The organism is Micrococcus sp. EWR3.9.1 (assembly GCF_052615555.1).
On sequence record NZ_JBQXFD010000011.1, the window covers coordinates 55,133 to 67,180 of the forward strand.

The window sequence follows — 12,048 nt, forward strand, 5'->3', positions numbered from 1 at the left end:
CGTCGTCGTCGTGGGGTGTCAGTCCTGGACGAAGTACGTCTGCTTGTTGACGAACTCGTCCATGCCGAGCGGGCCGAGCTCGCGGCCGAAGCCGGAGCGCTTGACGCCGCCGAAGGGGATCTCCGCCCCCTCGCCCGCCGGCGTGTTGACGTTGGCCATGCCGACCTCGAGCTGCCGGGCGATCCGCTCGGCCTTGGCCTCGTCCTGGGAGAACACGGCGCCGCCCAGGCCGTACTGGGAGTCGTTGGCGAGGGCGAGCGCCTCGTCCGCGGACTCCACCTTGTAGACGACTGCGACGGGGCCGAAGAGCTCCTCGCGGTAGGCGTCCATCTCGGAGGTGACGCCCGTGATCACGGCCGGGGCGAAGCGGGCGCCCGCCTCGTCCGTGACGGTCCCGCCGACGTGGACGGTCGCGCCCTGCTGACGGGCCCGCTCCACCTGCTCGGCCAGGCCCTCGGCGGCACCGCGCGAGGACAGCGGGGTGAACACCGTCGGGTCCTCGTCGGCGGCCTCCCCGGGCTTCATGGCCTCGGCCAGGGACACCAGCTCGGCCACGAAGGCGTCATGGATGTCCGCCGAGACGATCATGCGCTTGTTGGAGTTGCAGGCCTGGCCCATGTTGTACATGCGGGTCGCCCACGCGGTGCGGGCGGCCTCGGCCGGATCCTCGGCGTCGAGCACGATGTACGGGTCCGACCCGCCGAGCTCGAGGACGGCCTTCTTGAGGTGCTGGCCCGCGAGCGCGCCGATCACGGAGCCGGCCCGCTCGGAGCCGGTCAGGGAGACGCCGGCCACGCGCGGGTCGGCGATGAACTCGGCGATCTGGTCGTGCGTGGCGAACACGTTGGTGTACACGCCGGCCGGCACGCCGGCGTCGTCCATGATCTGCTGCACGGCCAGGGCCGAGCGCGGGCAGATCTCGGCGTGCTTGAGCACGATCGCGTTGCCGAGCATGAGGTTCGGCGCGGCGAAACGGGCGATCTGGTAGTACGGGAAGTTCCACGGCATGACGCCCAGCAGCACACCCAGGGGCAGGTGGCGGATCATGGCGCGGCCGCCCCCGTAGGTCTCGATGGGGCGGTCCGCGGCGAGGGTGGGGCCCTTGTCCGCGAAGTAGCCGAAGATGGCCGAGCTGAACTCCGCCTCCTCGACGCCCTCGGTCACGCGCTTGCCCATCTCGGTGGCGATGATCTGCGCGAGCTCGTCTTTGCGCTCCTCGAAGAGGTCCGCGACCTTCTGCACGATGGTGGCGCGTTCCTCGATGGGGCGGGCGGCCCATGCGCGCTGGGCGGTCTCGGCGGCGGCCAGCACCTGGTCGACCTCACCGTCGGCGAGGGCGGGGAAGGTCTCCACGACCTGGTCGGTGCTGGGGTCCTGCACGCGATAGCCGGTGGGGGTGCTCATGAGTGGGTCCTCTCGTTGGGGTCCCGGACCACGGCACTGCCGTCGTCGTCCGGACGGATGATCGGGATGGGTCGGGTCGAGTCCGTCTGCGGCAGGGTCTCGCCACGGAAGTAGGCCGGGTGGCGCAGCCGCGTCCACATCATCAGTACCACGCCGATGGCCAGCACGCCCATGCCCAGGATGAACACGGTGCCGACACCGAACACGGAGGAGCCGGAGCCGTAGTCGGGGTCGGTGGAGTCCATCGCGGTCACGCAGAACATCACCAGCAGCACGAGGCCGCCGATCAGCGGGAACAGGAAGGTGGTGAGGGCGTTGCCCACCGAGGTGAACCACTCGCGGCGGAAGTACCAGACGCAGGCCAGGGCGGTGATGCCGTAGTAGAAGCAGATCATCAGGCCCAGAGCGGTGATGGTGTCCCACAGGGCGTTCTCGGAGAGCAGCCGCGTGACGACGTAGAAGAGGCCGGCGAAGCCCGCGCACACCCAGGTCGCGAAGGCCGGGCTGTTGAACCGGGGGCTCAGCTCGGCGAAGCGCGCGGGCACGGCCCGGTAGAAGCCCATCGCCAGCAGGGTGCGGGCCGGGGAGACCATGGTGGACTGCAGGGAGGCCAGGGAGCTGACGAGGATCGCGCTGGACATGATCACGGCAAAGGGGCCCAGGATCGGGCCGGCGAGGACCGCGAAGATCGACTCCTGGTTGTCCGGGTTGCCCGCGCCCAGGCCCTCGGAGCCGATGCCCGCCCAGGAGATCACGGCCAGGGCAGACAGGATGTAGACGGCGATGATGACGAACACGGTGACGGCGGCGGCCCGGCCGGGGGTGCGCTCGGGGTCCTTGGTCTCCTCGTTCATCGTGAGGGTCACGTCCCAGCCCCAGAACAGGAAGATGGACAGGGAGACGCCGGCCGCGACCACACTGAAGTCGCCCGCGGTGAACGGGTTGAACCAGTCCAGCTGCACCGGGGTGGGGTCGAAGCCCGCGCCACGGGAGGACTGCGTCAGGGCGGCGACCGCGAACGCACCGAGGGCCAGGATCTGGAAGGCCACCAGGATGTACTGCAGGTGCTTGGTGGTCTCCATGCCGCGGTGCGAGATCCATCCGGCCAGGGCCAGGTACACCAGGGTCAGGGGGATGTTGACCCACAGGTTGCCGGCCAGGTCCGCGATGGCCTGGCTCCCGGTGATCTGGGCGAGCAGCAGGAACGTGAAGTCGACGGCGACGGCCGCCAGGTTGGACAGCACGATCACGGAGGCGGCGATGAGCCCCCAGCCGCCCATCCACCCGACATACGGCCCGAAGGCGTGCGTGGCCCAGGTGAACGACGTGCCGGAGTCCGGCACCCGCGTGTTCAGCGCCCGGTAGCCGAGGGCCACCAGGAGCATCGGGATGAAGCCGAGCAGCAGGATCGCGGGCACGTGGGTGCCGACGGTGCTGATGGTCGGCCCGAGGCCCGAGGTCAACGTGTAGGCGGGGGCGACGACGGAGACGCCGATCACCACCGCCCCGAGCAGGCCGACCTTGCCGGCCTGGAGCCCCTTGTTGCTCACCCCGCCCGGGTTGAGCAGGTTGACCTGCTCGATGGCGGAGGTGGTCGGGTACACGTGCTCGTGTCCCTCATTGTCGACGACGCGGCGTCGTGGGGTGGATGCGCTCATGAGGATGTCCTTGTCCGTCGGGCCGGTCAGCCGGTGGGCTGCCCCGCGTCGGTGGCTTCCCGCTCGGCGATGGCCAGGGCGGCGGCCTCGCCCATGCGGATCGCGCCGTCCACGTGCTGGTAGCCCTCGGCTGCGATGTCCGAGCACGCGTAGTGGATGGGACCGGTCGGGCGGTTCTGGAGGTGGCCCCAGCGGGAGAGCCCGCCGAGGTCGTAGCTGGTGGCGTAGGCGCCTCGGGTCCACTCCTCGGCGGCCATGTCCGAGAGGAAGAACGCGATCGGCTCGAGGGTCCGGGGGCCGAGGTACTCGGCCATGGCGCCGAGGATCGCGGCCTTGCGCTCCTCCTCCGGCAGGGCCCACATCTGCTCCGCGTACACGTCGGACACGAAGCCGACGAGGGTGCCGTGCGGGTCCTCCTTGCCCGGGGCGCCACCGGCCAGGTTCTCGCCGCGGTTGGTGTTGTCATAGATCTCCTGGACGAGACGGCCCCCACCGAAGCACGTGCCGGACAGGCCCTCCTCGCGCCAGAACGGGGTCTCGTACACGGCGTGCACCTTGATGACCAGGCCCATGGAGATGTGCTGGTGCGCGATCTGCTGCTCGCGCGGCATCGGCGGCTCGAAGGAGATGCGGCTGTAGAGGTTCGGCGGGACGGCCAGGACCGCGTAGCGGGCGTGCACCTCGTAGTCGTCAGTGAGCGCCACGACGTCGCCGGCGGCGCCGTCGTGCGCCACGCCGTTGCGCACGTCTGCGGCCACACCGTTCTTCTCGTCCGCGGTGGACGGGTCCGGCTCGGCCCAGCGCAGGGTGCGCACCGGCTGGCCGAGGACGACGTCGTCGCCCAGCTCGGCGGCCATGGCCAGGGACACGGACTGCATGCCGCCCTCGACGCGCTTGTCCAGGATGAAGTCCTCGTCCACCAGGTTGCGGAACGACCCCGCCGAGGCGGACATGAGCAGCGCCTGGAGCAGGGAGAAGGTGTGGGAGGGCTTGGTCAGCATGCCGGAGGCGATGTAGATGGAGACGTTGTCGATGGCCTCCGGGTCGTCGGACTGCTGCTCCAGCCAGTGCCGGAAGGAGATCTTGTCCAGCTCGGCGGCCCGCGGGTGCTCCCACGGGGCGGCGGCGTCGATCTCGGCGGTCAGTTCGTCGATCTTGGCGATCAGGCGATCCATCTCCCGGTCCGTCTTCTCGGCCACCGGGAAGTCGAGGCCGTCGTAGACGTGGCGTTCTCCGCGCGGGTCCACGTAGACGTTGCGACCGTCGCGGAAGCGGGAGAACGTCGGCAGGCCGAGCTCCTCCACCAGGGAGATGAGGCGGGTCTGGTCCGGGGAGATCCACTGGCCGCCGATCTCGATGAAGTGGTCCTTGCCGTCGGCGCCCTCGACCAGGCCGTTCCAGGTGCGGCCGCCGACGCGCCGGCGAGCCTCCAGGACGGTGACGGACAGGCCCTGGGCCTTCGCGGTGCGGGCGGCCATGAGGCCGGCCGGGCCGGCGCCGATCACGACGACGTCGCTCGTCCGGCGCTCGCGGCCGGCGGTGGCGGGGGCGGTGGTCATGGGGTGCTCCTCTGGCGGGGACGGGGCATCGGGCGGGGCCCGGGTGAATGCCGTTCATTTAGAGTGTCGGCGCTCACTGTACGGGCCGCGCGCCGGGAAGGGAAGGCTGGTCCGTAGCCGGCCTGACACCTCCTGCCCGTCCGACGGGTCAGAATGGCCGGATGGACGAGACCACTGAACCGCCCCGGGCGCGCCGCCGCCGCGGACGACCTCTCTCCCCCGCTCTGAGCCGCGAAGCGATCGCGGACGCGGCGCTCGCGGTCGCCCGCACCGAGGGATACGAAGGGCTCACCATGGCGGCGGTCGGCCGTCGCCTGGGCGTGGCGCCGAGCGCGCTCTACAACCACATCAGCGGCAAGCATGAGCTGCTCGTCCTGCTGCAGGACGCCGTGATGGGCGAGGTCTCGCTCGTCGAGCTGGAGGCCGCGATCCGGGGCGAGGTGCCCGTCGTCGCCGCCCTGCGGGCGTGGGCGCGCTCCTACCGCGACGTCTTCGCGGCCCATCCGCCGCTGATCCCGCTCATCGCGACCCTGCCGATCGAGGGAGCCCCGTCGACGCAGCGGGTCTACGAGACGGTGTGCGCGGTGCTGGCCCGGACCGGTCTGGCGCCGGAGCAGGTGCTGGCCCGGGTGATCGCGCTCGAGTCGTTCATCTACGGGTCTGCGTACGACGTCGACGCTCCGGCCGACATCTTCGAGGTGGCGGGGGCGCAGGAGCGCCTGCCCGCGCTTGGCGCGGCCGCCGAGGCCTTCCGGGCGGGCGGGGGCACGCGCGCGACGGGGGCGCGGAACCCCTATGCGGACGCACCCTTCGAGGAGGGACTGGACCTGCTGCTCGCGGGCCTCGGCGACTGACCCGCGGACTGCCGGCCACGTGTCAGGCCGGCACGGACGCGCCGCCCCTGTGTGTGAGAGGGGCGGCGCGTCGACGGATCTGTGCGCGGCGGATTTTCAGTCGGTCAGGCCCAGACGACGGCGGGCCGCGACCAGCACCCCCGCGGCGGCGGCGCCGAGGCCGGCCAGCCACCAGCCGGTGGACTGCCCCGTCTCGACGGTGTCCGGGGTCGTGTGCTGCTCGTCGGCGTCGTCCTCGACCGGAGCGGGCTGTTCCTCCTCATCCTCCGGAGCCGGGGCGGCCTCGTCGCCCCGGAACGCGGCGAGCGCCGCTGCGGTGTCCGGGTCGGTCAGGTCGAGCGGCTTCCCGTTGAGGACGCCGTCCTCGGCATCGAGGAAGCCGTCGTACGCGGCGGAGATCTCCTCGCCGACATGCACGGTGACGGTCTGGACGTGGGCGACGTGGTCGCTGTGGAAGTCGACGGTGAAGGTGTCCGTACCGACGAAGCCCTCGTCGGGGATGTACCAGGCACGGAGCTCGGAGTGCTCCGAGTCACGGAACGCGAAGACCTCACCGTGGGCCGGCTCGGCCACGACCGCCGCGTAGGCGTCCTCCATCGTCGGCGCGGCGACCAGGTGGACGATCTCAGCGCCCGCCACCCCGGGAGCCAACTGCATGGCCGAGTCCCAGACCAGGGGCCGGTCCCCGAGGTCGGCCGTCTGCGGGCCGTCGACGGCGTGCACGGCCGCCCCCTGATCGTCGGCGAGGTCGGCGTCCGCCTGGAGCGTGATGCCCATGTTCAGCATCTGCCCGTCCACCTCCACGTCGTACCGCACGAGGCCTTCACCGGCCGCGCCGAGCGCGCGGCGGGTCTCCAGGACGTCCACCGCGCCGCCGTCGATGACGTCCAGGGCGGTGAACTCCACCTCCTGGCCGCCCTCCAGGCGGGTGCCGTCCTCGGCCACCGGGGTGAGCGTGAGCGTGAGGTCCTCCGGGTCGTAGCCGTCGTAGGTCTGGAAGAAGGCGGCGGTGACGTTCTCGTGGTCGACGGCCTGGAAGTAGCCGGCCTGGGGGCCATGGGCGTCGTCCCAGGCCGCGGCGGGGCCGGCGAGGGCGACGGTGGTGATGAGGCCGGCGGCGGCGACGGCGGCGGGCAGGTGACGGAGGGAGGGACGACGGGTACGGATGACGGACATGGCAGCTCCTCACTGAGTCGGCCGGACAGGGCCGGCGGCCCCCGCCCCTGCAGCACCGGTGGTCCGGGCTCGATGGGCGGGGTCGCCTCGAGTCTGTCCGCCGAGAGCCTGCCGTGAAAGGGCTGTGCGACGTCGATGCGTGATCGACGCTGGAGCGCAACCCGGTCGTGACCGGCGGTTCTCGACGGCGAGCTGGCCGTCACGACGACGAAGGCCCGGTCCGCACGGACCGGGCCTTCTGACTGGTGGAGGTAAGGGGATTCGAACCCCTGACCTTCTGCATGCCATGCAGACGCGCTACCAACTGCGCCATACCCCCAGGTGGGTGGTGACTCCGTTTCCGGCGGACCGGCCGGAGCACCTGAACAGAATACCCGGCCTGCGGCAACCGCGCAAACCGGCCGGGCGGCGTCGATGGACCGCCGCGACGCCACGGCCTAGCGTGCAGGAGACGCCCCCATGCCCCCCCGCCAGCCCAGGAGGTCCTGCATGTCCCGCACTGACGCACCGATCCGCACCGCCCTGATCGGCTATGGGTTCGCCGGGAAGACGTTCCACGTCCCCCTGCTCCACGCCACGGAGGGACTCGCTCTCACCCATGTCGTCTCGAGCCGCCCGGACGCGGTGCACGCGGATCTGCCGGACGTCGTCGTGGTGCCCGACGTGGACGCGCTCCTGGCGTGGCACGACGTGGACCTCGTGGTGATCGCCGCCCCGAACGACCAGCACACGCCGCTCGCGCGCGCCGCCCTCAGGGCGGGCAGGCACGTGGTGGTGGACAAGCCGTTCACGCTGAGTCTCGCCGAGGCGCGGGAGCTGCGCGACCTCGCGGCCGAGACGGGGCGGGTGCTGCGGGTGTTCCAGAACCGCCGCTTCGACAGCGACTTCCTGGGCATCGCCGAGCTCGTCCGCTCCGGCCGGCTCGGGGACGTCGTCCACCTCGAGTCCCGGATCGACCGCTTCCGCCCGACCGTCCGGGACCGCTGGCGGGAAGCCGCGGTGCCCGGGGGCGGCATCTGGTTCGACCTCGGACCGCACCTGGTCGACCAGGCGCTCCTGCTCTTCGGTGTCCCCGAACGCGTAGACGCCGACCTCGCGGCCCTGCGTCCGGGCGCCCCGGTCGAGGACTGGGCGCACTGCGTGCTGCAGTACCCGGGCCGGCGCGTGGTCCTGCAGGCGTCGATGCTCGTGGCCGGCGGCAGCCCGCGCTTCGCGGTCCACGGCACGCGTGGCTCCGCGGTGAAGGAACTGCCGGATCGGCAGGAGGTTCAGCTGCGCGCTGGTCTGCTCCCCGGCGCCGAGGGCTGGGGCGTCGATCCGGACCCGATCCTCCTGCACGACGGGGAGGGGAACACCGAGCGCGTCCCCGCGCCGATCGGAGCCCAGCAGCGGTCCTACGCGGGCGTGCGCGACGCGATCCTGGGCCGCGCGAGCAGCGACGCCGCCACCCCCGACCAGGCCGTCGCCGTGATGGCGGTGCTCGAGGCCGCCGTCGCCTCGGCGCGGGAGGGCCGTGCGGTGGAACCCGCACTCACGGCGGCGGAGCGCGCAGCGTACCCCGGCGTGTCCCCCGCACCGACCGCGGCGGAGCGACATCACCGCAGTGCAGAACCGCGGTGATGTCGCGGGGCGGCGGTCGCCTCCCGGCCCCGCACGGGAGTCCGACGACGACGAAGGCCCGGTCCGTGTGGACCGGGCCTTCTGACTGGTGGAGGTAAGGGGATTCGAACCCCTGACCTTCTGCATGCCATGCAGACGCGCTACCAACTGCGCCATACCCCCAGATGTGGGCGCCACCCGCGATCTTCACGCGCCGTTTCCGGCCCGTTCGCCTCGCTGGCAACTCGACCAGCGTACACGGTCCCCGTGCGGGCGCCAAATCGGCGTCCTGGCCGGGGCGCCCTCAGATGTTGTAGCCCTCGAGGGTCCAGTCGCCCCAGCCCTCGGCCCCGGTGTTGGCAGTGAACGCGCCCTGCAGTACGGCGGCGCGGGCGTTGCCGATCCGTTCCATCGCCGCGAAGGCCTCGCCCTCGTGACGCAGGAGCAGCCCCGTGGCCGCGCGGATCAGCGCACCGTGGGCCACGGCGAGCAGCGTCTGGGCGCCCCCATCGCTCGGGGTGTCCGCCCAGTGCGGGGGCACGTGTCCGCGCAGCGCACGCAGGGCCCGCTCGCCGCCCCCGCGCAGGGTCTCCCCGCCCACGGGGCCGGCGTCGAGCGCCGGCTCGGGCCGCCAAAGGCGGTGCTCGTCCGGCCAGCGTTCCGCGATGGAACTGAGCTCCAGGCCCTCCCACTCTCCCCCGGCCAGCTCCATCAGCTCCGGGTCGAGGGCCACGGACGCCTCGCCCACCCGGGCCTCGAGGACGATCTCGGCCGTGCGGCGCGCCCGGGCCAGCGGGGAGCACACGGCCACGAGCTCCTCCGCGTCCTCGATCAGGTCACCCACGGGCCCGCCGGCGGCGCGGCGGGCCTGGCGCTCCCCCTCGGCGTTCAGCTCGATGTCCGTGTGCCCCTGGTAGCGGTCCAGGACGTTCCAGTCGGTCTCGCCGTGACGCAGCAGGATCAGGCGCATCTCGCAGCCCCGCTCAGGAGGCGTGCGAGGCGGAGGCGCCGTCGTCCTGGGCGGCCGCGTCCGGGCGGGTGCTCTCCTCCGGCAGGCCGAGGTCGATCGCCGGGGTGTCCTTCCACAGGCGGTCCAGCGCGTAGAACTCGCGGTCCTCGCGATGCTGGACGTGCACCACGAAGTGCCCGTAGTCGAGCAGCACCCAGTGGCCGTCGGACCGGCCCTCGCGACGCAGCGGCTTGAGCTGTTCGTCCTTCAGCAGCGCCTCCTCGACGCCGTCGACGATCGCGTTGACCTGACGCTCCGAGGCGCCGGAGGCGATCAGGAAGGCGTCGGTCAGGCCGAGCCGCTCGGCGACGTCGAACGCGACGATGTGCGTGCCGAGCTTGTCCGCGGCGGCGGCCGCGGCGGTGGTGAGGGCGTCCAGGGTGGTCTGGGGAACGGTCACGAGGTCTCCTCTTCCGAGACGTAGAGGTGGTGCTTGGCGATGTACTGGACGACGCCGTCCGGGACGAGATACCAGACGGGCCGGCCCCGGCGGACGCGCTCCCGGCAGTCCGTGGAGGAGATCGCCATGGCGGGGATCTCCATCAGGGACACGTCGGCGCCCAGGCCCATGTCCGAGAGGTCGTGGCCGGGACGGGTGACGCCGACGAAGTGCGCCAGGTCCCAGAGCTCGTCCACGTCCTTCCACGTGAGGATCTGGCCCATCGCGTCCGCGCCGGTGATGAAGAACAGCTCGGCGTCCGGGTGCAGGCGGCGCAGGTCCCGCAGCGTGTCCACGGTGTAGGTCACGCCGGGGCGGTCGATGTCCACGCGGGAGACGGTGAACCGGGGGTTGGAGGCGGTGGCCACCACGGTCATGAGGTAGCGGTCCTCGGCCGGGGAGACCTGCCGGTCCGACTTCTGCCACGGCTGGCCCGTGGGGACGAAGACGACCTCGTCCAGCTCGAACTCGGCGGCCACCTCGGAGGCGGCCACGAGGTGCCCGTGGTGGATCGGGTCGAAGGTGCCGCCCATGATGCCGAGGCGACGACGGCGCGCGCCCCCGGCGGTGGGCGCGGGGACGGGGGTGCGGGAGGCGACGGTCATGCGCTCAGGAGACGAACGGACGGCCCGCCGCGTCGCCCCCGGCGGAGGCGGCGACGCGGCGGGCCGGTGAGACGTCAGTGACCGGAGGTGTGCGAGCCGCGGCCGGTGCCGTGGTGCTGGACCGCGGTGGTGGGCTCGGGCAGGCGCAGCGCGCGGGAGCGCATGGACATGGTGGCGGCCAGGGCGGCCATCAGCAGCGCGAAGACGAGCAGGCCGTACCAGATGGGGTCCATCGGCAGCTCGTTGACGACGTGGTGGCCCTCCTCGGCGGCGGCCAGGATCAGGGAGGTGTTCAGCATGGATGCTCCTCGGTGCAGCGGGTCAGACGGCCGGGCCGGGGCCGGGCCGAAGGGGTCCTGGTGTCCATCGTAGCCCGGCTCAGCGGCGGATCTGCCCGTCGCCGCGCAGGATCCACTTGGTGGTCGTGAGCTCCTCCAGGCCCATGGGCCCGCGGGCGTGCATCTTCTGGGTGGAGATGCCCACTTCGGCGCCGAGGCCGAGCTCGCCGCCGTCGGTGAAGCGCGTGGACGCGTTCACGATGACGGCCGCGGCGTCCACCTCGGTGATGAACCGCTCGGCCGCGGCCAGGTCGTTCGTGACGATGGCCTCGGTGTGGCCCGTGGACCACCGGCCGATGTGCTCGATCGCCTGGTCGAGGGAGTCCACGACGCGCACGGCCATCTCCATGTCCAGGTACTCGGTGCCCCAGTCCTCCTCCGTGGCGTCCACGGCGTCCCGGGCGTGGTCGCCGCGGTCGGCGAGCGTGGGCAGCCAGGCCCGCGCGGCCTCGTCCACGTGCAGCAGCACGCCGGCACGGGTGAGGGCGCGCAGCACTTCTCGGCCCACCTCCTCCGCGTCCCGGTGGAGCAGCAGGGTCTCGGCCGCATTGCACACGGAGGTGCGGTGGGTCTTCGAGTTGAGCGCGATGTCCACCGCCATCTGCTTGGGTGCGGAGGCGTCCACGTACAGGTGCACGTTGCCCTCACCCGTCTCGATCACGGGCACCCGGGCCTCACGGACCACGCGCTGGATCAGCTCACGGCCGCCGCGCGGGACGAGGACGTCCACCGCGCCACGGGCGGCCATCAGGGCGGCGACGCCAGGACGTCCGAGGTCGTCGATGCCCTGGATGATGTTGGGGTCGAAGCCCTGGTCCACGAGCGCCTCCCGCAGCACCTGGATCAGGACCGCATTGGTGGACTCCGCGGCCGAGCCGCCGCGCAGGATCACGCCGTTGCCCGACTTCAGGGCGATGCCGGCGATGTCCACCGTGACGTTCGGACGGGCCTCGTACACGGCGCCCACGACGCCCAGGGGCACCCGCACCTGGCTCATCCGCACGCCGTTGGGCAGCGGGCCGCCGCGGACCACGGTGCCCACGGGGTCCGGCAGGCCGGCCAGGGTCTCCAGGGCGAGGGCCAGCGCCTCGACGCGCGCCTCGTCCAGCTTGAGGCGGTCCAGCAGGGCCGCCGAGGTGCCGGCCTCGCGGCCGCGGCCGCGGTCCTCGCGGTTGGCCGTGATGATCGCGGCCGCGTTGGCGCGCAGGGCCTCGGCCATGTGGCGCAGGACGGCGTCCTTGCGGGCGCGGCCGGCGGTGGCCAGCTCGGGCACGGCCTGACGCGCCCACTCGGCCCGCTGGCGGACGGCCTCCTCGACCTCGGGCGTCGGCGCCTCGGCGTCCTGGCGGCCGGACTGATCCTGGGGTGCGGTGCTCTCGGTGGTCTGCATGCCGCCAGCCTATCGAG

General features: G+C 72.3%; 11 protein-coding genes and 2 tRNA genes. 2 read left to right on the top strand and 11 right to left on the bottom strand.

Annotation, left to right across the window (positions count from 1 at the left end; translation table 11 throughout):
• Positions 1-18 precede the first annotated feature (18 nt).
• From ACUJ8O_RS08220 to ACUJ8O_RS08230, 3 genes are read right to left on the bottom strand one after another with little or no spacing between them, the layout of a single operon-like run.
• Positions 19-1,404 (bottom strand): NAD-dependent succinate-semialdehyde dehydrogenase, encoded by a 1,386-nt coding sequence (locus tag ACUJ8O_RS08220; RefSeq protein ID WP_078026097.1) that lies wholly within the window; start codon positions 1,402-1,404, stop codon positions 19-21.
• A complete protein-coding gene (locus tag ACUJ8O_RS08225) occupies positions 1,401-3,062 on the bottom strand; it encodes an APC family permease (RefSeq protein WP_078026096.1) in 1,662 nt (553 codons plus the stop codon). The genes ACUJ8O_RS08220 and ACUJ8O_RS08225 overlap by 4 nt, the downstream gene beginning before the upstream one ends.
• Before the next feature lie 26 nt (positions 3,063-3,088).
• Positions 3,089-4,621 carry a flavin monoamine oxidase family protein gene (locus ACUJ8O_RS08230; protein WP_041103003.1) on the bottom strand — a complete coding sequence of 511 codons (1,533 nt, stop codon included), beginning with the start codon at positions 4,619-4,621 and terminating at the stop codon, positions 3,089-3,091.
• Between the two features lie 161 nt (positions 4,622-4,782).
• Between ACUJ8O_RS08230 and ACUJ8O_RS08235 the strand changes: the two genes are divergently transcribed.
• Positions 4,783-5,475, top strand: coding sequence for a TetR/AcrR family transcriptional regulator (locus ACUJ8O_RS08235; protein WP_036381598.1), 693 nt, complete (start codon positions 4,783-4,785; stop codon positions 5,473-5,475).
• Between the two features lie 96 nt (positions 5,476-5,571).
• On the opposite strand, the gene ACUJ8O_RS08240 is transcribed toward ACUJ8O_RS08235, so the two are convergent.
• Together ACUJ8O_RS08240 and ACUJ8O_RS08245 are read right to left on the bottom strand one after the other, a co-directional pair.
• Positions 5,572-6,651 (bottom strand): hypothetical protein, encoded by a 1,080-nt coding sequence (locus tag ACUJ8O_RS08240; protein ID WP_158184476.1) that lies wholly within the window; start codon positions 6,649-6,651, stop codon positions 5,572-5,574.
• Positions 6,652-6,894: 243 nt separating this feature from the next.
• Positions 6,895-6,970: transfer RNA gene (locus tag ACUJ8O_RS08245), tRNA-Ala, on the bottom strand.
• Between the two features lie 170 nt (positions 6,971-7,140).
• Here ACUJ8O_RS08245 and ACUJ8O_RS08250 point away from each other — a divergent pair.
• On the top strand, positions 7,141-8,271 hold the full coding sequence (locus ACUJ8O_RS08250) for an oxidoreductase (protein ID WP_141842805.1): 1,131 nt from the start codon (positions 7,141-7,143) through the stop codon (positions 8,269-8,271).
• Positions 8,272-8,357: 86 nt separating this feature from the next.
• Here ACUJ8O_RS08250 and ACUJ8O_RS08255 read toward each other — a convergent pair.
• The 6 genes from ACUJ8O_RS08255 to ACUJ8O_RS08280 form a co-directional block, all read right to left on the bottom strand.
• A tRNA-Ala gene (locus tag ACUJ8O_RS08255) sits at positions 8,358-8,433 on the bottom strand.
• A 121-nt stretch (positions 8,434-8,554) separates the two neighbouring features.
• A complete protein-coding gene (locus tag ACUJ8O_RS08260; protein ID WP_357013152.1) occupies positions 8,555-9,220 on the bottom strand; it encodes a histidine phosphatase family protein in 666 nt (221 codons plus the stop codon).
• 13 nt (positions 9,221-9,233) lie between these two features.
• Entirely contained in the window at positions 9,234-9,659 is a 426-nt protein-coding gene (gene rsfS / locus ACUJ8O_RS08265; RefSeq protein WP_002853902.1) for a ribosome silencing factor, read from the bottom strand.
• Entirely contained in the window at positions 9,656-10,303 is a 648-nt protein-coding gene (gene nadD / locus ACUJ8O_RS08270; RefSeq protein WP_041104890.1) for a nicotinate-nucleotide adenylyltransferase, read from the bottom strand. The genes rsfS and nadD overlap by 4 nt, the downstream gene beginning before the upstream one ends.
• 74 nt (positions 10,304-10,377) lie before the next feature.
• Positions 10,378-10,602, bottom strand: coding sequence for a hypothetical protein (locus tag ACUJ8O_RS08275; RefSeq protein WP_036316935.1), 225 nt, complete (start codon positions 10,600-10,602; stop codon positions 10,378-10,380).
• Positions 10,603-10,681: 79 nt separating this feature from the next.
• Positions 10,682-12,031 (bottom strand): glutamate-5-semialdehyde dehydrogenase, encoded by a 1,350-nt coding sequence (locus ACUJ8O_RS08280; protein WP_158183724.1) that lies wholly within the window; start codon positions 12,029-12,031, stop codon positions 10,682-10,684.
• Between the last annotated feature and the right edge of the window lie 17 nt (positions 12,032-12,048).